The 21,915-nt window shown below is 46.7% G+C and carries 24 protein-coding genes; 19 read left to right on the top strand and 5 right to left on the bottom strand.

The genetic code is table 11. The features are described 5' to 3' along the window. Positions 1–37: 37 nt before the first annotated feature. From WC647_11025 to WC647_10955, 15 genes are all read left to right on the top strand, one after another. Positions 38–1,288: a (Fe-S)-binding protein gene (locus tag WC647_11025; GenBank protein MFA6222832.1), complete on the top strand. Its 1,251-nt coding sequence runs from the start codon at positions 38–40 to the stop codon at positions 1,286–1,288. A 107-nt stretch (positions 1,289–1,395) separates the two neighbouring features. Continuing rightward, positions 1,396–2,655 carry an ABC transporter substrate-binding protein gene (locus WC647_11020; protein ID MFA6222831.1) on the top strand — a complete coding sequence of 420 codons (1,260 nt, stop codon included), beginning with the start codon at positions 1,396–1,398 and terminating at the stop codon, positions 2,653–2,655. A 188-nt stretch (positions 2,656–2,843) separates the two neighbouring features. Beyond that, positions 2,844–3,713 (top strand): branched-chain amino acid ABC transporter permease, encoded by an 870-nt coding sequence (locus WC647_11015; protein ID MFA6222830.1) that lies wholly within the window; start codon positions 2,844–2,846, stop codon positions 3,711–3,713. 14 nt (positions 3,714–3,727) lie between these two features. Beyond that, the gene (locus tag WC647_11010) at positions 3,728–4,696 is read left to right on the top strand and encodes a branched-chain amino acid ABC transporter permease (GenBank protein ID MFA6222829.1); all 969 of its coding nucleotides are present in this window, start codon (positions 3,728–3,730) and stop codon (positions 4,694–4,696) included. Further along, complete coding sequence (locus WC647_11005) at positions 4,693–5,433, top strand: ABC transporter ATP-binding protein (GenBank protein MFA6222828.1); 741 nt, start codon at positions 4,693–4,695, stop codon at positions 5,431–5,433. The genes WC647_11010 and WC647_11005 overlap by 4 nt, the downstream gene beginning before the upstream one ends. Then, on the top strand, positions 5,433–6,137 hold the full coding sequence (locus WC647_11000) for an ABC transporter ATP-binding protein (GenBank protein ID MFA6222827.1): 705 nt from the start codon (positions 5,433–5,435) through the stop codon (positions 6,135–6,137). Before WC647_11005 ends, WC647_11000 begins: the two co-directional genes overlap by 1 nt. Before the next feature lie 6 nt (positions 6,138–6,143). After that, positions 6,144–7,160 carry an efflux RND transporter periplasmic adaptor subunit gene (locus WC647_10995; GenBank protein MFA6222826.1) on the top strand — a complete coding sequence of 339 codons (1,017 nt, stop codon included), beginning with the start codon at positions 6,144–6,146 and terminating at the stop codon, positions 7,158–7,160. Beyond that, positions 7,161–8,123, top strand: a complete 963-nt coding sequence (locus tag WC647_10990) for an ABC transporter ATP-binding protein (protein ID MFA6222825.1) — start codon at positions 7,161–7,163, stop codon at positions 8,121–8,123. 40 nt (positions 8,124–8,163) lie between these two features. Further along, positions 8,164–9,096 carry an ABC transporter ATP-binding protein gene (locus WC647_10985; GenBank protein ID MFA6222824.1) on the top strand — a complete coding sequence of 311 codons (933 nt, stop codon included), beginning with the start codon at positions 8,164–8,166 and terminating at the stop codon, positions 9,094–9,096. A 70-nt stretch (positions 9,097–9,166) separates the two neighbouring features. After that, positions 9,167–10,303, top strand: a complete 1,137-nt coding sequence (locus tag WC647_10980; protein ID MFA6222823.1) for an ABC transporter permease — start codon at positions 9,167–9,169, stop codon at positions 10,301–10,303. After that, positions 10,300–11,577, top strand: coding sequence for an ABC transporter permease (locus WC647_10975; GenBank protein ID MFA6222822.1), 1,278 nt, complete (start codon positions 10,300–10,302; stop codon positions 11,575–11,577). The genes WC647_10980 and WC647_10975 overlap by 4 nt, the downstream gene beginning before the upstream one ends. Positions 11,578–11,661: 84 nt before the next feature. Continuing rightward, positions 11,662–12,888: a PAS domain-containing sensor histidine kinase gene (locus WC647_10970; GenBank protein MFA6222821.1), complete on the top strand. Its 1,227-nt coding sequence runs from the start codon at positions 11,662–11,664 to the stop codon at positions 12,886–12,888. 84 nt (positions 12,889–12,972) lie between these two features. After that, on the top strand, positions 12,973–13,644 hold the full coding sequence (locus WC647_10965) for a phenylalanine--tRNA ligase beta subunit-related protein (GenBank protein ID MFA6222820.1): 672 nt from the start codon (positions 12,973–12,975) through the stop codon (positions 13,642–13,644). A 120-nt stretch (positions 13,645–13,764) separates the two neighbouring features. After that, on the top strand, positions 13,765–14,649 hold the full coding sequence (locus WC647_10960) for an amidohydrolase family protein (GenBank protein ID MFA6222819.1): 885 nt from the start codon (positions 13,765–13,767) through the stop codon (positions 14,647–14,649). Positions 14,650–14,770: 121 nt separating this feature from the next. Further along, positions 14,771–15,622, top strand: coding sequence for a GNAT family N-acetyltransferase (locus WC647_10955; GenBank protein MFA6222818.1), 852 nt, complete (start codon positions 14,771–14,773; stop codon positions 15,620–15,622). 104 nt (positions 15,623–15,726) lie between these two features. Here the strand turns inward: WC647_10955 and WC647_10950 are convergent, their stop codons facing one another. Next, a complete protein-coding gene (locus tag WC647_10950; protein MFA6222817.1) occupies positions 15,727–16,269 on the bottom strand; it encodes a hypothetical protein in 543 nt (180 codons plus the stop codon). Between the two features lie 272 nt (positions 16,270–16,541). Between WC647_10950 and WC647_10945 the strand changes: the two genes are divergently transcribed. The 3 genes from WC647_10945 to WC647_10935 are packed head-to-tail and all read left to right on the top strand — an operon-like array spanning position 16,542 to position 18,547. Further along, positions 16,542–17,009: a MarR family winged helix-turn-helix transcriptional regulator gene (locus WC647_10945; GenBank protein ID MFA6222816.1), complete on the top strand. Its 468-nt coding sequence runs from the start codon at positions 16,542–16,544 to the stop codon at positions 17,007–17,009. 49 nt (positions 17,010–17,058) lie between these two features. Further along, positions 17,059–17,520: a PaaI family thioesterase gene (locus WC647_10940; GenBank protein ID MFA6222815.1), complete on the top strand. Its 462-nt coding sequence runs from the start codon at positions 17,059–17,061 to the stop codon at positions 17,518–17,520. 13 nt (positions 17,521–17,533) lie between these two features. After that, positions 17,534–18,547: a 4Fe-4S dicluster domain-containing protein gene (locus WC647_10935; GenBank protein ID MFA6222814.1), complete on the top strand. Its 1,014-nt coding sequence runs from the start codon at positions 17,534–17,536 to the stop codon at positions 18,545–18,547. 13 nt (positions 18,548–18,560) lie between these two features. On the opposite strand, the gene WC647_10930 is transcribed toward WC647_10935, so the two are convergent. Next, the gene (locus tag WC647_10930) at positions 18,561–18,848 is read right to left on the bottom strand and encodes a hypothetical protein (GenBank protein MFA6222813.1); all 288 of its coding nucleotides are present in this window, start codon (positions 18,846–18,848) and stop codon (positions 18,561–18,563) included. A 41-nt stretch (positions 18,849–18,889) separates the two neighbouring features. Beyond that, the gene (locus WC647_10925) at positions 18,890–19,465 is read right to left on the bottom strand and encodes a flavodoxin family protein (GenBank protein MFA6222812.1); all 576 of its coding nucleotides are present in this window, start codon (positions 19,463–19,465) and stop codon (positions 18,890–18,892) included. Between the two features lie 315 nt (positions 19,466–19,780). Between WC647_10925 and WC647_10920 the strand changes: the two genes are divergently transcribed. Continuing rightward, the gene (locus WC647_10920; GenBank protein MFA6222811.1) at positions 19,781–20,491 is read left to right on the top strand and encodes an aspartate/glutamate racemase family protein; all 711 of its coding nucleotides are present in this window, start codon (positions 19,781–19,783) and stop codon (positions 20,489–20,491) included. Between the two features lie 128 nt (positions 20,492–20,619). Here WC647_10920 and WC647_10915 read toward each other — a convergent pair whose 3' ends face one another. Together WC647_10915 and WC647_10910 are read right to left on the bottom strand one after the other, a co-directional pair. After that, positions 20,620–21,267 carry a hemolysin III family protein gene (locus tag WC647_10915; protein MFA6222810.1) on the bottom strand — a complete coding sequence of 216 codons (648 nt, stop codon included), beginning with the start codon at positions 21,265–21,267 and terminating at the stop codon, positions 20,620–20,622. A gap of 91 nt (positions 21,268–21,358) precedes the next feature. After that, positions 21,359–21,915 (bottom strand): response regulator (locus WC647_10910; protein ID MFA6222809.1); only part of this gene is annotated, 557 nt, incomplete at its 5' end.

Here is a 21,915-nt window from a genome sequence, read left to right as displayed (position 1 = left end):
AAACCCGGCGTCCGATAATGTAAAAGGCAGGAGATCTTTGTTTCCGCAGAATCTTAAAGACGACCTGGACCACTGCTTCAAATGCGGGATGTGCCAGCAGGTGTGCCCAACCTTCAAGGTTATGCGCCGGGAATATTATACCCCAAGGGGACGAGTTCAAATAATCAAACATTATCTCGAAAGAGACCTCGAGTTAACCCCTGAATTAAGTCGACTGATAATGAGTTGCATGCTTTGTGACGCATGCGCTTCGCTTTGTCCAAGCGGAGTTCGGATTGACCGGCTGTTCAGGCTTATGCGTGTTGAAATGGACCACCGCGCCCCAAAAACACTGGGCAAGAAACTTTTGATCTCTATCCTTAAAAACGGAGATAGACTGCGTAAAGCCGCTTTATTATCTCGAATAGGACAAAGACTTCTTGTTGATGTGTTTCGAACTGACGCCAAAATCGGCGCCATACCCCTGGCAAGGTTTCCGAGAATAGCAAAAGAGACATTCCGAAACAAAAATAAGGAAAACATCACGCCTGCAAGGAAGAGGTCAGGAAGCGTCGTTTATTTCACCGGTTGCGCTACGGACCTGATTTACCATGATGTTGGAGACGCGGTACTGCGAGTTTTGTCCCAACTAGGGTTGGAGGTCATAATTCCCAGGGGTCTAGTCTGCTGCTCCGCCCCATTGTTCCTCAGCGGCGCGGTGGAATCGTCACTGCCTAATATTTTTAAAAACCTGGATATTCTTGATGGAGTTGACGCTGACGCTATCGTTGTGGATTGCGCTACTTGCGGGGCAGCCTTGAAAAAGGGAATACCGGAATTGCTGGAAGATCTAGGCTTGGATACGGAGAAAGCAAAAAGAGTCGCAAATAAAGTTAAAGATGTTTCTCAAATTGTTTCTGAACGTATCGAAGAATTGCCAATTCTACGCAATACCACTGACCAGCAATTGGTAGTAACCTACCACGATCCCTGCCACCTCGTCAGAGGAATGGGAGTAACGCTGGAACCAAGGACGATATTGAGCGGCATCGATGGAATCAAGTTTGTCGAGATGGAGGGCTCAAATGAGTGCTGTGGTGGCGCTGGATCATACCAGTTCGAAAACGTCGATATCTCGTCCGGTGTCACATCCAGAAAAACCAACAATATAAAAGCTACCGGCGCTAATATTGTAGCGACAGGTTGTCCGGGGTGTCGGCTAACATTGACCGGCAATATGTCCGCAGACGACAACATAGATGTCTTGCACACGGTGCAGCTTGTGTCCAGGTTCATGACGAACCAATAAATTTGACTGGAAGAACTTTGTAAGTCCGGAGCGCCAAGGGCGCTTCATAGGGTTATCTTTTGAAGCAACCGTTTTTCAAGTGAAACTCACATACAAGGAGGAGAAAGATGCTGTTCAACAAAAGGTTCAGATCAGTCATGCTCGTTTTGGGTCTAGCGGCTGTTATACTTTTCACTATGACGGCTTCGCCTTCACTCGCGGAAAAACCAATCAAAATAGGTATGATCGACTGCTATACCGGAGGAGCCGCAGCGTTTACAAAGCCTGCTCTTACCGCGTGGAAAATGGTGATTGATGAATTCAACGCCAAAGGCGGACTAAACGGACGAAAGATTGAGCTGGTCATCAGAGATGATAAGTTCAAACCGGATGAAGCGCTTTCTTACGCCCGAGAACTGGTTTTGAAAGATAACGTGGATTTTCTGGCTGGAACTACCAACAGCGCCTCCGCCCTTGCTGTGTCTGAATATGCTAAACAGAAGAAAAAACTTTTTATTATTCATATTTCCCGCTCTGATCGAATAACTGGGGAAAAAGGTCACAGATACGTATTTAGAGGGTGTCCGAGCGCCGACATTGAAGGGCTGGCAGGAGGCGAATATGCGGCCACCATGCCTTTCAAAAAATGGTATATCATTGGTGAGGATTACGAATATGGCCATTCCATAGCGGACAATTTCTGGAAAGGCCTTAAAAAGAACAGACCTGACGTGGAAAAGATAGGTGAGGCATGGCCCAAAGTCGGTGAAACAGATTATAGCCCCTATATGACCGCTTTAGCAGGGGCAAAACCTGATGCCGTATATGTGGCCTTTGGGGCTTCGGGTCTACTCCCTTTTAGCAAGCAAGCGAAGCTTTTTGGACTGACCGAGAAATTCCCGCTGTTTGCTTTTGCTTTTGCCGATTCCATCATCCCGATGATACTAAAAAGCGATATGCCTACGGGAATTTTCGGCGGTTCCAATTATTTGTGGTATTATCCCAACACTCCCGAGAATAAGAGTTTCGTCGCAAAATACCTCGAATATACCACCAAACTTGGCTCTCCTGATAAGTACCCGTCAGGTATTGGAGTATTCGCCGGCTACTGCTGCGCAAAGTTCCTTACCGACGCAATCCTCAAGGCAGGGACTACCGACACTGAAAACGTGGTTTCAGCGATGGAAGGTTTGTCCATCGACACACCTATCGGTAAAATCGTGATGAGGGCGTGCGATCATCAGGCCGCTACTCCCGCTTTCTGGGGAAAGGTCGAACAGGTTGAGGGGTTTCCATTCCCGGTGATCAAGAACGTGGTAGCTACATCACCGGAGAAAACCATGCCTTCCTGCGAAGAGATCGAGAAAGAGAGAAAAAAGGAAAAGTAAATACTCTTTAAGATAGTTATAGCAACATTCCGGCGGTCGCCGCGGATCAGGGCCGCTGGAATGTCATCTTCTGTTGGGCGCTAACTCCAATTAATGTTTTCTTGAACAGTGGCCGCTCATAATGAGGGGCGGTAATTCGCTTCGGGCACGTTGTTTAACACAGGTAGGTTATGCATTTAGATGCGTCAATGTTCGTTGCTCAGTTCATAAGCGGCTTATGTCATGGCATGATCCTGTTCCTGATGGCCTCGGGCCTTACGCTCGTTTTTGGGGTCATGCGGGTAATTAATTTCGCTCACGGCTCATTTTATATGCTGTCCGCTTATTTAGCTTATTCCGTGACGCAGTTTTTCATGGCGGGACCCTACGGTTTCTGGATTGCTCTTATTACTGTTCCAGTCATCGTAAGCATTGTCGGTGGAATTGTAGAATGGCTCCTGTTGCGAAGAATTTATGAAAAGGAACATCTCCTGCAGATCCTTCTTACTTACGCATTGGTTTTTGTTTTCAACGATTCCGTAAAATTAATATGGGGAACGGATATGAGGATTGTTAGAATGCCCCCTCAGCTTACGGGATCTGTATTGTTTTTGGGGCAGGAATTCCCGGTTTATTATTTTTTCATAATAATAACGGGGCTTATTGTGGCTTTGGCAATGTGGCTAATTCTGAAATACGCCAAAGTAGGGAAGCTTCTCAGGGCTGCTGCGGAACAGGGCGATATGGTTGGCTTGCTGGGTTACAACGTGTCCACCCTGTTTACCGTAGTCTTCATGGTGGCCACAGCGTTAGCCGGGCTAGCAGGGGTAGTCATGGCGCCTACGATAAGGCTTGCGCTCGGTATGGACATTCTGATCATTATTGAATGTTTTCTTGTCGTAATAATAGGTGGCTTGGGAAATGTCTGGGGAGCCCTTTTAGCTGCGCTAATCACCGGCCAAACATATGCTTTCGGGATATTGGTTCTGGAAAAATACGCCATGGCTTTTCTTTTTGCTTTGGCGGCTCTGATAATAATTTTTAGACCGTCGGGCCTTTTGGGCAAATCAGGCAGGTAGGTAAGGAAGTATTTATGAGGGTGAACAACGCCTGGAAAACATCCTTGATATCGACTGTGATTCTTTTCCTTGTCGCCGTCCCATTTGTAGCGGCAAATGTCTCCCAATTTTATCTGTACGTGATTATCAAGGTTATGATCTGGGCTCTTTTTGCCATAAGTTTCAATTTGGTTCTGGGTTATGGTGGCATGATGTCTTTCGGGCATGCCGCTTTTTTTGGGGTTGGCGCGTACACGTGTGGGCTGCTTCTTGTTAAGACCCATTGCCCTACAGCCGTCGCCTTCTTGGCCGCTCCCTTCGCAGCGGCGCTGGTTGGTCTTGTAATGGGATATTTTAGTGTTCGAATACAGGGGGTGTTTTATTTTGCTACACTGACACTATCCTTCTCGCAGCTTCTTTATATACTCGTCTACAAGTGGCGCAGTTTTACCTTTGGTGATGATGGGATACAGGGAATTAAGGTTCCCGATTTGATCTCAACTCTTGATACCTATGTAAATTATTATTTCTTCGCTTTGATAGTCATACTGCCATGTATTTACATCTTGTGGCGCATCACCAGATCTCCTTTCGGGCTGATGTTGCGCACAATCCGTGAAAATTCCGAACGATCTGAGTTTATTGGAGTAAATGTAAACAAATACAAGCTCATAGCGTTCGTAATTTCCGCTTTTTTCTCTGGTATTGCGGGAGCTTTATTTACTCTCTTTGAGACGTCATTATCACCGGATCTTTTTTTCTGGACAGCTTCCGGAGACGTCATCCTTATGGGGTTGCTAGGCGGAATGCATTTATTTCTAGGCCCTGCGCTCGGCGCAGCGATCATAGTTCTTCTGAACAGTTTCCTGAGTTCCTACACTCAATACTGGGGCATGTTCTTGGGAGTTACTCTAATCATGATCGTGCTGTTCTTTCCTCAAGGTGTCGGTGGGCTGATTCAGGAAAAGCTCTTGTCTCCCTTTGGAAGGGAAAAGCATAGATGACAATTCTTGAAGTTAAAGGTATCCGAAAATCTTTTGGTGGGGTCGCCGCCGTAGGCGGGGTAGACTTGAGCGTGGAACAGGGCCGCATTTTCAGTATCATCGGTCCTAACGGGGCTGGGAAAACCACTCTTTTTAATCTCATTACGGGATTCGATCACTGTGACGGTGGACAAGTCCTCTTCAAAGGCAAGGACGTAACCGGTCTGCATCCTGACCAGTTGGTTAGGCTCGGCATGGCCCGATCTTTTCAGGTTACAAAAATATTCCCTAAGCTCACGGTCTACGAAAACATTCAAGCTACGACACTCTTACAGCAAGGTAAGGGACTCAACCTATTTTCTCCAGCCACAGAACTTGCCCGGACTGAGACACAAACGGTTCTATCTCAGGTTGATCTTCTTGATAAAGCCGACGAACTCGCTGGAACTTTATCGGCCGGCGACATGAAGCGTCTCGAGGTGGGAATAGTTTTGGCGACCAGACCTGAATTGATACTTCTGGACGAACCCACCTGCGGAATGTCTACAAACGAAACTAGCGGCACATTCGAGCTGATTAGAAAAATTAATCGCGACACCAACGTCACTGTCCTATTTACCGAGCACAAGATGGATATGGTTTTCGCCGTGTCTTCTCACATTACTGTAATGAATTTCGGGCGTGTAATCGCTTCGGGCTCTCCGGAGGAGATCCGGAACGACAAAAGGGTTCGCGATATATATCTAGGCGAGGGCTGATGTTTCTGGAAGTCAACAATATCAACACATTTTATGGCATTTTCCACGCCATTTTTGATGTTTCCATCAAAATTGAAAAAGGTGAGGTTGTTTGCCTCCTGGGAAGAAACGGAGCGGGAAAAACTACTACTCTCAGTAGTATTGTGGGACTGAATAAACCCAGATCTGGCAACATCAAGTTCAAAGGCGCCGAGCTAAAAGGAAAGAAAACACATGAGATAGTAAGAATGGGGATCGGTTATGTCCCGGAAAACCGCCTGATCTTCAGCGATCTTACCGTTAGAGACAATCTGGAACTAGGTTGTCGTAAAAAGACTTCAAAACACGTTGCCGCAACGCTCGACAAAATTTTTCACCTCTTCCCCAGACTCAAGGAACTTACACATAGAATCGGAGGAACGCTGAGTGGGGGTGAACAGCAAATGCTCACAATCGCCCGTACTCTTATGGGGGAACCGGAACTTCTGTTGCTTGATGAACTTACAATGGGACTAGCCCCGATTGTGGTAAACTTGCTCAGAGACGTTATTAAGACACTAAAGTCCGAAAATTTGACGATCCTTTTGACGGAACAGAATGCGCTCTTTGCTCTTGACCTGAGTGAAAGAGTGTATGTGATCGACAAGGGGACAATAGTTTACAATGGAAACGTTCAGGATTTAAAACAAAACTACGATCTTATGAGTATGTATCTCGGTGTTTGAGGCATTTTGATAAAAAAAATAGGGATTCCAGCAATAATAGTTTGCGTAATCGGGGCCACAGCTACTTATGTGATCCACTACCTGAAAAACCGAACGGCGCCGGCAGGGACCGTCTTTGTCAGCGGAAATATTGAGGCTACAGAGGTTGACGTTTCATTTCGGCTTGCCGGTCAAATAAAGACCCTTCCAATTGAAGAAGGAGACCGAGTCAAAAAGGACCAGATTATTTCGACTCTGGACACAGACACACTTGAAGCAATGCGAGGCTCAGCAAAGGGTGATGTCGCGGCTTTAACCGCCGTCCTGGATCAACTGGAAGAGGGTTCGAGAAAAGAAGATATTGAGGCTGCCCGGGCTGTTTCCAAAGCGGCGGATAGTAGGCTCAAGAACGCCAGAGATGAATATGAGCGTTATTACCCTCTGTTTAGAGAAGGCGCCATATCGGCCTCCATGTTCGATACAAAGCAGACAGCTTTCAATGTGGCTGAGGAGGAATTCAATAATGCGGCCCAACGGCTTGCGGAGCTTGAGAAGGGACCTCGCGAACAGGAAATCGTTGCGGCTAGAGGCCGTTTGGAAAAAGCAAAATTCGATCTGGTAAGAATTGAATTGGACATCGAGCACTCCACATTAAAGTCACCGGTGTCCGGAGCTGTTTTAGTTAAGGCTAACGAATTGGGGGAAGTAGTTCTGCCGGGCGCGACAGTAGCGACGATAGCCGAAATCGATTCGGTCTGGTTAAAGGGATATATCGGAGAAAAAGATCTAGGGTTGGTAAAACTGGGACAAAAAGCAAATATAACTACTGATTCGTTTCCAGGTAAAATTTATGTAGGCGCTGTGACTTTCATATCGTCGCGCGCTGAATTTACGCCAAAAAATGTCCAGACCCGGGAGGAACGAGTCAAGCAGGTTTATCGTGTAAAAATAACGATACCCAATCCTGAACAGGAGCTAAAAATCGGCATGCCCGCTGAAGGATACATTCTTGTAGACACTGTTCGTGATGATGAGAAGAACTAAGTGGTATTGCCTGGATCCCAACAAGAACAATCAGAGACTCCAATTATACTTACAGAAGGACTGTGTAAGAATTTTGGGCCTGTAAAAGCTGTTCAAAACATGAATTTGCGGGTGAACAAGGGTGAACTTTTCGGTTTGATAGGACCCGACGGAGCCGGCAAAACCACCACTATCCGCATGCTTGCAGGTATTCTCGCTCCGACCTCCGGTTCAGCCTACATTGACGGAATTTCCGTTAGGGACAATCCCGACCGGGTGAAAGAACATCTCGCCTATATGCCCCAGAGATTCGGTCTTTACCAGGATCTAACCGTTTTGGAAAACTTGCTGTTTTACGCTGACTTATTTGGAGTCCCTAAAAAGGATCGACCAGGAAGAATCGAAACGCTTTTCAGTTTCAGCCGATTGGCTCCGTTTTCAGGCAGATTGGCCGGCGCTCTTTCTGGAGGAATGAAACAAAAGTTGGGGCTGGCATGCGCTCTTATCCATTCCCCGCGAGTTCTTCTTCTGGATGAGCCGACTAATGGAGTCGATCCAGTCTCCAGGAGAGATTTTTGGAAGATCCTCTACGACCTTTTGCAGGAGGGGATAACGATTCTTGTTTCAACCGCTTATTTGGATGAAGCTGAACGGACGACAAGAACGGCTTTTATGCGCGAAGGATCAATAATGGAGTTGGGGACCCCCAAGGAACTCAAGGAAACGGTCCAGGGTCACATGATAGAAATCATCCCTTCGGATTCCCGTGTCGCTCGAGACATTTTGAAGACAGATCCAAGGATTTTGGATGTAAGTTTGTTCGGGGACAGTCTTCATGTAAGGCTCTCTAATGTGTCAGACGAAGTGTATGCTAAAGAAGCTCTCGAAAAAGCGGGAATCGAAGTCAAGTCCTTTCGGCGGATCGCTCCAGCCATGGAAGACGTGTTTTTGTCGGTTTTGACCGGGAAGGGAAATCCACCGTGATATTATTTGCGCATTTTCTTGAGCGCTTTCTGGTTAAAAGATGAACGAAATAGCCGTCTTCGCCAAGGACCTGACCCGGGTCTTCGGAAGTTTTGTAGCGGTCGATCACGTTACATTCGAGGTCCGACCGGGCGAAATATTTGGTTTCCTGGGGCCTAACGGGGCGGGAAAGACGACTACCATAAAGATACTGTGCGGACTTCTCACTCCATCGTCCGGTCAAGGAATGGTCACTGGATATGATGTTTCTACTGAAAGTGAAGAAATCAAGAAACACATTGGATACATGTCACAGAAATTTTCTCTCTATGAGGACTTGACTGTCTCAGAAAACCTGGATTTTTTCGGGGGTGTCTACGGACTGGATGAAGAGACCAAAAGGAAACGTGGGGAATGGGTACTCCAGATGGCAGGGCTTCAAGATAAATTGGATATTCTGACAAGGTCTTTGCCTTTAGGATGGAAACAGAGGCTTGCCCTGGGTTGCGCCATTCTTCATGAACCCCCGGTGTTATTTCTCGATGAGCCGACTTCCGGCGTTGATCCTCTGTCCCGTAGGAATTTTTGGGAGTTGATTAACGATCTGGCGTCACAAGGAGTGACGATTTTTGTGACCACACACTACATGGAGGAGGCTGAGTACTGTAACAGGCTCGCTTTGATGAGCGCAGGGAAAATCGTAGCTCTGGGAACTCCTTCTGATCTTAAAAAAAACTGGATGTCTGAATCTGTAATCGACCTTGAATGCGATCAACCAATGAGAGCCTCCGAATTGCTAAAGAAAGAGAAGATCTTTTCCGAAGCGGCAATTTTTGGAAGTTCCCTTCACCTAGTCACGGGAGACCCAACTGGGGCTGAGGAAACAACCAGAAGAATCATGTCTGACAACGGCATTGATGTCCTCAGATTGGAGAAAGTCACTCCTAGCCTGGAAGACGTATTTGTAACCTTGACAACGCCGGTTACAAAATAATGATTTCTAGGAGCTGGAGGCGACAAATTCGTTTATCAGACCAAGTCTGTAACCAGGACTTTTGTAACAAATGAATATAGTTCGGACTCTGGCTGTAGCAAAGAAAGAAACCCGGCAGATTATGCGGGATAGCCGTTCTCTTTACCTGGCGCTCGGCATACCCGTCATGCTCATGATCCTTTTCGGTTATGCCCTGTCACTGGATGTTGACGATATTCCGATTGCCGTCTGGGATCAAAACCGAAGTCCGGAATCTCGTGATTTCATAGATAGAATGACCAGTTCCGGCTATTTTAGACTGGTTGTCCAAACGGACAACTACCCGGAAATAGTTAGGGATCTTGATCGGAACATGATTAGTGTGGGGGTCATAATTCCATTTGATTTCAGTCATCATCTAAAAAATGGCTCTTCCACCCAGATTCAGGCGATTGTGGACGGTTCCGACTCCACCAGAGCAAACCTGGCGATTGTTTACCTGGACACCATAAGCGCAACTTTCGAAGGTGATCTGAAAATGGAATCGCTGACAAAACAGGCGGTTCAGAGCAGGGTCAGAGCGCCTATCGACCCAAGAATTCGCATTGTTTACAACCCGGAACTCCGAAGCCGTAATAACATAATTCCTGGCTTGATCCCCGTTATAATGATGATCATCTCCGCTCTCTTGACATCGCTCACCATAGTTAGAGAGCGGGAAACCGGAACAATGGAACAACTGATGTCAACGCCGCTTAAACCCGGCGAATTGGTTGTGGGTAAGTTGATTCCATATTTTACGCTTGGCTATGTAGACCTGCTGCTGGTTTACATCATGGGCAGATACGTTTTCCAAGTTCCGTTCCGTGGGAGTTTGCTCATCATGTTTGGGGTTTCCAGCGTTTTCCTTATAGGCGCCATGTCTATCGGCTTCCTGGTTTCGGCCGTAGCTTCCAATCAGTTTTTCGCCACTCAGTTGGCTCTACTGGGAACTGTCCTTCCCACCTTTTTATTGTCCGGGTTTGTTTTCCCAATTTCTAATATGCCTGAATCGCTCCAATATTTTACCTACATTATTCCTGCCAGGCACTACATAACCGTGCTCAGGGCTGTTTATTTGAAGGGAGTGGGTTGGGACGCCATAATCTGGCCCACCCTTGCTCTAGTGGTCTTTGCCCTGTTTGTCACAACATTAGTCGCAAGAAAACTTGGCAAATATACCTTATGATCGACGGAACCCCAAAATTATCCTATCGCTCGGGACCGACTCCTGGGAGTGGCCCAAATAAAGGGGATATTCCTACCGGTATCACTACCTGGCAGAACTCACTGAAACGTAAAGTATCAGAGAGCCTTCAAAGGATCCGATGGCTGATCTGGAAGGAATTCATTCAAATTGTCCGGAACAGACAGAATCTTATGATGTTGCTACTTGCGCCGGTCATCCAGTTGGTAATTTTTGGGTCAGCGAGTAGACTGGATGTGAATAACGTCGCTACTGTCGTAGTAGATCTGGACCATTCCGCCATGAGTCGTGACCTCGTGGAAGGGTTCGCCAAGTCAGGGTATTTTAAAATTGTCAAATATTTGAACAGTTATGACTCAGCAGATCGGTTCTTCGAGAGAAACCAGGCTTCACTGGCTATTCTCATCCCTCCGGATTTCGAGAAGCGTGTGCAGGGAAGACGCAAAGCCGAGGTGGGGATTCTTGTTGATGGTGTCGATACGATAACGGCCGGCACCGTCTCAGGTTACGCTCAGTCCATAATTCAGAGATTCTCCGATGACATATTGGCGTCACGAATTAACAGTATGCAAGGGTTGCTTTATGACTCCACCACGCCGAGGCTCATCATTCCTGAATTCTCGAACGCATCGCGCGCCTGGTTTAATCCTAATCTTAATTCCAAGGATTTTTTTGTCCCTGGAGTCGTGGCCTTGATACTCTTGACTCTGGCTATAATATTAACGTCATCCGTGATCGTAAGAGAGAGAGAAATCGGTACGATAGAACAGCTTATGGTCGCTCCTATTTCAAGGTTGGAGCTTATTCTCGGGAAAACCTCACCCTGTTTTTTGATTGAACTGGTCACGTTACTCATTGTGACACCCCTCGCGTTGATCATTTATGATATTCCGTTTAGGGGATCGATCTGGTTCTTTTTTGGGTCGTTTTTCTTGTTTCTGATCACTGCGTCAGCAATTGGTATGACGATATCCGCGTTTTGCAAGACCCAACAACAGGCGGTTCTTACATCATTCATGTTTCTTCAGCCTTCAATCTTGCTTTCAGGGTACGCTTTCCCCATTGAAAATATGCCTTCTGTGATTCAGTACGTTACTTATTTAAACCCTGTCAGATATTTCATCACAATTTTGAGAGGCGTATTCCTGAAAGGAACCGGATGGGAGACACTTTGGCCTCAGGTAATTCCAATTTTTATAATGGCGGTTATTTACATCGCATGGGCCTCCGCGTTATTTAAAAGGAGAATAGATTAACCGGAATCCGCAGAAAATAGTGGTCCGTTGACGCAGACCCGCCTGTTCTCATTGTTGGCCGGATTTTATTTATCGGAGTTTCTAATGAGTTTTATTGATACAAGCCTGGAGAGTTTGAACTGGCAGATCGCTTTTATGCGTCAAGAGCTTGACCACCTGCGGTCCCTTCAAAAACAGTTACGAACTGAGGCGCGAGTTTGCTTTGAAAATTCCGCGAAACTCGAAGCCATTATCAGAGCTTTTGACGGTTTTATTTATGTGTGCTCTTCGAATTACCAGGTGGAGTATGTGAACGACAAACTTGTCGAGCGCACCGGTTACAATCCCATAGGGCAAAAATGTTTCAACGCGTTACACGGATTGGACCATGTTTGCGACTGGTGTGTGAATGACAGGGTTCTGAAGGGTGAAACAGTCCGTTGGGAAATCAGGAGCCCCAAAGACAATCATTACTACTACATCATTAATACTCCGATTTATTACCCGGATGGTTCAATTGCGAAGATGGCCATGATTCAGGATGTGACCGACAAGAAAGATGTTGAGATTGAAAGAGAGAAATTAATAGCCCAACTGGAAGCAAAAAATGCGGATCTGGAGGTGTTCAGCTACGCTGTTTCGCACGATCTCAGAGGGCCTATACTCACGATCAAGGGGCTTCTCAAGTGGATAGAGCGTGACGCGAAAAATGCTAACTTTAAAAGACTTGAAGAAAATATGTCTGCCATTTTACGTTCCGCTGACCGTATGGAAAGGCTTACAACCGACCTGTTAAAACTTTCAAGAGTTGCAAACTTGCAGGACGAACCCCAGGAAATGAGCTTCGAAGAAATTGTTTGGGAAGCTTTAGAACTCCTGGCCGGTAAAATAACTCAGAGCAATGTGAAGATTGACATCCAAAATGGTTTCCCAAAAGTTTGCGCTTCTAGGGACAAATTACTTACTATTCTCCAGAATCTTATAGAGAATGCCGTAAAGTATATGGGACCCCAGTCTGAGCCGCGAATAAAGATAGGCTTCAGAAACGATGGCGAAGAAGTTGTTTTCTTTGTTGAGGATAACGGGATCGGTGTGGACCCCAAAAATCTCTCCAAAATCTTCGGGCTGTTTGCAAAGCTGGATGAGAATTCGGAGGGAACGGGCATTGGATTGGCAATGCTCAAGCGAATCCTTGAAGCCGGCCATGGTCGTATTTGGCTGGAATCACAAGGAATCGGTTATGGATGTCGGTTTTGTTTCACGTTTGAGAATTGTGTCTCAGATGATCTTTCCGGAAAACGGGCCGACGTTGACCCAGGCTTCAGGAGCTAAGAGGGATCCAGCGCAACGGGGAATACCGTCGCTGTGGCTCAATGATTAAACTATTGCAAACAGCATACACAGGATGAGGGAAAAATGTTCACTGTAACCAGCAACTGGAAGCAAACCTATCCAGGCGCTCATTTAGGGATCCTGGTAATGAAAAACGTTTGTAATCCTACTCAACATCCCAAGCTCGATTTAGTGAAACGGGAACTGGAGGCAGATTTAAGGGCCCTATTCACAGACCGCAGTGAGTTGAAATTGCTGGAACCGGTTCGAGCCTACCGGAACTATTACAGTCGATTTGACAAAACCTATCACGTGCTACAACAACTTGAATCGGTAATTTTTAAAGGTAAACCTATCCCCGCGGTTTCAGCCCTCGTGGAATGTATGTTTATAGAAGAATTGAGGAATTCACTGCTGACAGCCGGCCATGACTTTGATTTGGTTAAGGCCCCAGTCACGCTCGATGTTGCAAGAGACGATGAACATTATACAAGATTAAACGGGCAGGATCAGATAGTAAAACCAAATGACATGATAATCAAGGATTCGATGGGGATCATATCAAGCCTGATTTATGGTCCGGATAAAAGAACCAGGATCACACATTCAACACATAATGTTCTGTTTACGGTATACGGCGTTCCGGGAATCAGCGCAAAAATGGTCACTCAACACCTTGAGGGAATTGAGGCCAATGTCAAAGTCGTATCGCCGGAAGCGTCCACAGATCTTTTGAAAGTCTACGGGACCGATTGAACCGGCGTTAAGCCCAATTCCCAGCCCTCGGGATATCATTAGTTTCGGGGATTCAGACGTGTCCCGAGGCGATCGCCTCTGACCTATTGCCATGAAAGGTATCGGCCACTTAGAGCGTACATGAGTAATTGGCTTGCGTTAGATGATTCTGAAGGCAAGAGATTGCCGGACCGTTTTTCAACGGTCACGGACGCACACGTGCATCTATTTCCTGATCCGGTTTTTCAAGCCATTTGGCGCTGGTTCGATGAGTTCGCCTGGCCTATCCGTTACAAATTAACTTCCCCTCAAATAATTGAATTCCTTTCATCCAGGGGAATAGATCGTATTCTGGGCCTGCACTACGCTCACAGACCGGAGATGGCCCGATATTTGAACCTTTATATGGCGGAGCTATGCGGACAATATCCGCAGGTCATAGGCGTGGCCACGGTCTTCCCCGGAGAAAGTGACGCTATAGCCATCATGGAAGAAGCGTTTGGGATGGGGCTTGTTGGGATCAAGCTCCACGCCCATGTCCAGTGTTTCGCCATGGACGACCCTGCAATGCACGAAATATATAAGTCATGTTCTGATCACAACAAAGCTCTGATCATGCACGTTGGCCGAGAGCCCAAAAACCCGAATTATTCTTATAAACGTGATCCCTATGAAACGTGCGACGTCAACAAATTGGAATGTGTGTTGAAAAACTACCCGGACCTCCGGATTTGTGTACCCCACCTCGGCGCAGATGAATTCGATCAGTATCGGAGATTGTTGGAATGTTACGACAACCTCTGGGTTGACACCGCTATGGCGCTCGCTGACTATTTGCCCAATCTAGTCCCTCCATGTCTATCGGACCTCCGAGCGGATCGCGTCATGTTCGGAACGGACTTTCCGAATATCCCTTACGCTTGGGACAGGGAAATCCAACGACTGGACACGCTCCATCTAGCTGAGGATTTTCTCACGGGCCTTCTTTGTCGCAATGCGTCAGAGTTTCTGTCAATCACGACTTGAGCAGTCCGGGTTCCCCATTATGTCCGTAGGGCGCCTAGAAATGGATTCGATTTTTCCGAAAAGTTTTTTGTGAATTGCCGTAGCTGAAACCAACTTGATCCTGACAAGCAGGAGTACTGATATGAACAACGCCAACTTCTCCATACGCCGAATGAATCGGGACGAAATTGACTTAGCCATTGACTGGACTCGAACAGAAGGGTGGAATCCTGGGAATCATGATGCTGAGTGTTTCTACGCTGCAGATCCGGATGGTTTTCTGCTGGGATTGTTAAATAATGAGCCTGTAGCAATGGTTTCCGCTGTCAGGTATGAACAGACCTACGGATTTATGGGCTTTTACATCGTAAATCCCGAATTCCGCAACAGAGGCTATGGCTCTCAGTTGTGGGAAGCAGGTCTGAAATACCTGGAAAACCGTAACGTAGGACTAGACAGTGTTAGGCCGGATCTTGTTTCTCATAAGAAGCCGGAGTTCAAACCTGCTTATATTAACTTTCGTTTCAAGTGGATCAAGGACAAACAATTGGGCGTAAATCCTGAAATTGTCAGGCTCGCGGATATTCCATGGGACATCGTGACTGCTTATGATTATGAGGTGTTTTCGTTCAGAAGAGATGATTTCCTCAAATGCTGGATAACCCGCCCCAACGCATGGGCTTTGGGCGTTATGGCCGACAGTAAACTTTCAGCGTACGGTGTCATAAGAGAATGCCGAGAAGGCTTCAAAATCGGACCCCTGTTCGCAGACAATAAAGACCTGGCGCAGTCCTTATTTAATGCTCTCACGAGAGACTTAAGAATAGGCGTTCATGTCTTTCTGGACACGCCTGCAAAAAATTTCGACTCTGTAGCGCTTGCTCAAAGCTATGGAATGACGGAGGTATTTCGGACTACGAGAATGTATAATGGAGAAGAGCCGTCTCTGCCGTTGCACAAATGGTATGGGGTGACAAGCTTTGAATTAGGATAGTCATAGTATCGGGGTTTTTCTTCCATACTCCGCAAGGCGCAATAAAGTGAAGCCACGTCTGTCAACCGCGCTCCTGATTTTGCTGACCGAATGTTAAACAGGGATTAGCGGTCACGTTCCCGGCTCCCTCCCTGTTCAATTTTTCGAGCCGCTTCATTAGCGCGTTTGCGACCTTTTGCGACAGTTTCTTCAGCCCAGGAGCGATCATGTTCATTATCAAGCATCATGCCCGCTCCTTCGCGCATTAGTTGGCAGCCACCCATCATTTTTACGCAACTGTTGATAATTGGTTTCAGTTGACCCTTAATCGATGGGTTCTTCTGAGCCAGTTCCTGCGCCTCAGTCACCATCTTTTCGCCTTCAGCCATCATTTGTATCGCTATGTTCGTCATTGCCGTGGCCGTAGCCTTGTCCTTGCTTTGTTTCATTACGTTCATCGATTCCTGCAACATCTTCGCGCCATCCATCATTTTTCTGGAGCCATTTTGGGCCATTGACCTCGCCGATATCATTTCTTGTTTTGATAATTCCGAACTCTTTTTGTCTAGTCCTTTATCGAGCGCTTTGACCGGATCGGTAGCTATAAACAAAGGACAAACCAGTATTACTGTGACGGTGACAAGAAAAACGCCAAAGCTTGTGTTCATTCGGATATTCCTCCGCTGAATCTATGGCTTTTAAGGGTCGAAACAAGACTGACAAAATCAGTTCTTCGGTTGTTGAATAATCACAAACCCGTGTTCAATTAACATAATTACGTCGCTCGCTTTAGGGAATGGTCGGGTGACTGCAATTATGGGGGCTCATATTTCCCGTGGCGCAGTTCTATGTTTGACAGCAGACATTTAGATGTATATACATATTATTGGTAACTACTACCCGATCGCTTGGAACTGATTCTTTTTGGATGAAGTCACAGATGAAACAAGACGATCAACAAGAGCGCGACAACCATATAGACATCGATCTCGCACGAGAGATGGGGCGGGTCTGTGTTTGTTTCAATTTGCGGAAAGCCACACGATATGTGACACAATTTTATGACAAAGAACTCAGATCGACTGGGCTCAGGGTGACACAGTTGACACTTTTGACTGCCATAAGAGTTATGGGGCCAACTAATCTCAAGCGCTTATCTGAGGCTGTTGGGATGGATCAAACTACCTTGAGCCGAAACGTTGGACTTTTGCAAAAGAAAGGACTGGTGGAGATGGAGCCAGGTTCCGATCTTCGTACACGGAAAATATCCCTTACGCCTAGAGGACACGAAGGATTGAATCAAGCGTATCCTTTGTGGAAAGCTGCGCAGGCCGAGATAGTCTCCAAAATTGGTTCAGACAACTGGATTTCGGTATTGGAATCCGTTGGTTCGATTAGGCGGAAGTAATATTTTTTTGCCCTGTTGCATGCATATACATATATAAAAGGAGAAGAAAATGAATGCTACCAACAATAATGAAAAATCGCGGAACCGTGAGAATAGTTTTGCGCCTGGAACCATGCCTCCAGCGCCGATAGCCGACCTTCTGGGTTTCTCCCTGGTTTCAATGAAATATGGGGAAGTGACGATGGAGTTCGAAGCTGGTCCTCAACACGCCAACCCCATGGGGACATTACATGGGGGAGTGCTTTGCGATCTGGCCGATTTGTCTATGGGAGCTGTATATGCGACCACTCTTGAAAAAGGCGAATCATTCACCACACTGGAACTCAAAATCAATTTTCTCAAGCCCTTCTGGACCGGAAAACTTGTGGCAGTCGCAAGAATTGTCAAGCGGGGCAAAACAGTTGGCATGGCTGAATGCGAAATATCAGATACCCATCAGTCCCTGGTCGCCAAAGTTAGCAGCACTTGCTTGACATTAAAGGGCGACATGGCATCCGGTCGGAAATTTTAGAGGAGGACAACACGTGGTTAGAAAAAATCACCCTGACGTAATATGGTTTTATAAAGAAGCTGGCGACTCATCTACGCCAAAAACCGACACCACACTGAATTCTGAAGAAATTCACGATTGGTGTTTGACAAATGGAGCGGTCGACGCTGGATTTGTGGAGATCGATAGAGCTGGATTGGCAACCCAGAAGGAGGCGATACTAGAAGCGTTTCCCCTAACAAAGTCAATCATCAGCCTCGCTTTTAAACTCAACAAGGAACCATTACGTACAACTTGCCATTCTTTAACCAGCCTGGAATTTCATCATGTCTGGGACCATGCTAATCGCTCTGCTGGGCTGTTGGTCCAGCGCCTTCAGGAAATGGGAGTTCCGGCTCTGAACTTGTCCGCCGGTTTCCCTTATGAGGTTGATCGTTGGCCCGGGGTAACCTCAATCGCATCAGACAAACCTATTGCCGTAGAAGCCGGGCTTGGGAGGATGGGACTCAACAGGCTCGTGTTGCATCCGATTTTTGGTTCCAACATTGTCTTGTGTACTGTTCTGGTAGCGGCCGATTTTTCTAGCTACAGTAGCGGCATTGAATATGATCCTTGCATTGGATGCAAACTCTGTGTCGCTGCTTGCCCTGTCGGGGCTGTTAAGTCGGACGGAGCTTTCGACTTCAAGCCTTGTTTTACACACAACTATCGGGAGCGCTCTGCAGGGTTTGTGGACTGGGTCAGATATCTGACAGACAGTCAATCCTTCAAAGAGTATCGTCGACGGATGACTGATGCGGAGACTATTTCAATGTGGCAAAATCTTTCGATTTGTCCGCAGACGAGATGCGACAGATGTGTTGCCGTATGTCCTGCAGGAAAGAAAAACATCGGCGAATATCTATCCGACACGAAGAAATATCTGGATCGCACGGTCAAGAAAATGCGCTCGAAAAAGGAGACTATTTACGTTATCCCGGAATCTGAAGCGGAAGCCTATGTTAAATCCAGGTTTCCACATAAAACGGTCAAAAGAATAGGGGCTTGATTTTAGTTGGGGATCAATTCTCCTCTATAATGTACGTGCCGGATATTATGACGGTTTTGTGGCCCGTGATGAATCGGGCTGCCCCACCGGCCAACTCTACCTGAACTCGACCTTTCCACGACTTAATGGGCTTCCCGTCATTGGTATAAAGAGTTATGGTACGATCGAGTCCGATAGCCTCAGACGTGGCATGGCTGATTTTTTGCTGGACTGACGGAAGATTGAAATATACGTAGAGGCCCAGGAGGAAAATCGCCACGATCATGATGCCGGCAATCGTCATTTTAGTTTTCGTTGTCATTTCGAGAGACCTTTCCTGTGAATTTTCCGGCCAGACCTTGTTTAGGAGTTGAGTTTTTTCATCAGCCAAGCCATGTTTTGACCCAGGTCTTTCATTGTTTGCATCCCTTCTTCATCCTGTTCCACTTGACCAATTTCCCTGCCTACAGCGAATGCCCAGTAGCTTGATCCCGGCATAATCATATTATTGCCAAGGAAGAAATGATTGAGAGTATCCAGGGCGTGAATTGCCCCGCCACGACGATGAACCGCTATGGCTGCGCCAACTTTACGTTTATAAATGTGGTCGTTTGCTCTGGAAACCATCCCGCACCTATCTATCATGGCCTTTATTTCAGCCGAGACGTCGCTGAAATATGTTGGAGAAGCGAAGATGATGCCATCGGCCTCGATCATTTTTGAGATAAAAGCGTTAATATCATCCTTGTCGTTTATGCACCGTTTGTCTTTCTTCTCCCAGCACTTGTAACACGCCAGACAACCGCGGATCTGACGGCCTGCAAGCTGTATCATTTCAGTGGCGATCCCTTCCTCTTCGAGCCCTCTAAACACTTGTCCAATAGCAATGGCTGTGTTGCCATCTTTCCGGGCGCTTCCATTGAACGCTACTACTTTCATTGCGTTTCCTCCCTGACTTCATGGTTTTTTGGCAGCTAAAAGTCTGTCCAGATTGCCTTTCAGCAGTCCCTCCAAGCATCGGTCCGAATATAGCTGATATAGTGCGACATCCGACCAATGAAAGTTTAACTTCTGTCACTGAGTTCGTCAACTTCGGCAACAAGCATTACCTTGACAGAAGAACTCCTAATGAAGTTTACTGCGGTTACCTACCCAAACACAGGACGGCAGCTTGATCATGCGGCTTGCTCTTAAAAATCACTCTCAACTGTCCCATGCTTTTAGACGAATAATGTTTCTTCAGAAAGACCCCAGATGAAGACAATCGGCATTATAGGTGGAATAAGCTGGGTTTCATCAATAGAATACTACCGATTAATGAACGAAATGGTCAGAGACCTGCTTGGCGGATTGAATTCCGCCAAGATATTAATGTTTTCCATTCCGTTCGGGGTTTTTTCCAAGGATGAACGTCTGGCAGAACGCGGGAACTGGGAACCCTTGATTAAAACTATGATCGATGCGGCTCAAAGACTTGAACGAGGTGGAGCCGATTTTATCGTGATAGCCTCCAATACTATGAACGTATCGGCAGACCACATCGAGGCTCATGTCACCATCCCCGTTCTCCGCCTCGCCGACGCTACCGCCAATAAAATAATTGAAAAAGGATTAAAAACTGTCGCCTTACTGGGCACGGCATATACAATGGAGCAACGTTTTTACCGGGACCGTTTGGAGGGACAATACGGACTTAGAGTTGTTATACCCAATAAGACCGAACGAGAATACATTAACACGGTCATTTTCGATGAATTGTGCGCTGGGAAAATCATCAAGACATCAAGAAATGAATTCATCCGAATCATTCACCGATTACTGGAAGAGGAAGGGGCCGAAGGTGTGATACTAGGGTGCACCGAGATTCCGTTGTTAATCAAACAGAAGGATGTTCGAGCGCCAATTTTCGACACTGTCCAGATACATTCGGAGGCGGCGGTAGAGTTCGCCCTGGGTGTGCAATAATAGCGTCCTTTGAGAACCGCACGGCATAAATTTGAATGCTGGAAATTTTGAGGTATCACCAGTACGATGGATTGGGAGCAATGGTATACCCATTTTTGTAGCTATTAAATAAAAGATTATAGCGCGGCTCAGGAACTCGGCGCTATAAAAGTCGCTATGACAATGAAGTGACATGCGCAACCGAGAATTACAAAAATATGCCATAATTCATGAAAGCCGAAAACGTCGGGATAGAAATCAGGCTTCTTTCTGATATAGACCACTGCTCCCAGCGTAAAGAAGAGCCCACCGATAACAAGCCAAATCAACGCAGACACCGGCATAGCCACTGCCATCTCCGGAATGGCGAGGATAGACATCCAACCCATAAGCAGGTAAATCCCTGCCGTGAGCCAGCGGGGCGCATTTATAATGAAGATTTTGATTGCAACGCCGATAAGCGCCATGCCCCAGATAATCTCGAGGAACCCCCATTGCCAGAAGCCCCGTAAGAAGTGGACACAAATAGGAGTGTAGCTACCGGCAATCAAGAGATAGATGGCTGAGTGATCAACCTTTCTAAGAACTTTGATTACTTCGGGAGGAGCTTTGACCAGGTGATAGGTAGCGCTCGCAGCGAACATCAAAACCAGACTAAGGCCGTAGATTGTCAGCGAAACTGCCTTGGTAGTGTCGTCGTGCGCGATGAGCAGGAGGATCACTGCACCGCACGCAGCGCCTACGGCCGCAGCGAGATGTGTCAGTCCACTAACAGGGTCACGGAATTTATTGAGCATTTAACATTTTACAACTGTGTTTATTGGTGTTTACGTATGAAAAGTCAGGTGGATTGTATCTATTTTGGACTTGTTTAATGTCTTGATTAGATTATCTCACTATCATATCCTTCAAAGTTAGGTAAAACATCGTCGTATCAATTGGTTTGAGTATATATGCGTCACAGCCGGCTTCCATGGCCCTTTCTTCGATATTCTTCATTGCGTGGGCGGTTAGAGCCACTACGGGTATATGAGCTGTGGCAGGATTACGTTTTAGAGCTTTGGTGGCTGTCAGCCCATCCATACCGGGAAGAGAGAGGTCCATTAGAATAAGAGCCGGGTTTTCCGTCTCCGCCTTTTTTATCGCTTCCTCAGCGGAAAACGCCTGTATGGTTTCGTAATGGGCCGCTTCCAGCAAATCTGTAGTAAATTTCATGTTGGATGCGTTATCTTCTACGACAATAACTTTGGGACGGTCTTTTTCTTCACCTGAGACATCCGGTAGAGCCAGGGAAGGCAAACTTATCAACTCCGGCCCGAGTCGAGCGTCTATATCTGTTTGAGCCTGGATAAACGGAAAGATGAATTTGAACGTGGAGCCCATCCCCTCGCCCTCGCTCTCAACCCAGATGCGGCCGCCGTGAAGCTCAACGAGTTTGCGAACCA

The sequence above is a fragment of the Desulfomonilaceae bacterium genome (assembly GCA_041662605.1).
Classification (GTDB): Bacteria; Desulfobacterota; Desulfomonilia; order Desulfomonilales; family Desulfomonilaceae; genus CAJBEZ01.
This window is presented reverse-complemented; position numbering and strand designations above follow the sequence as displayed.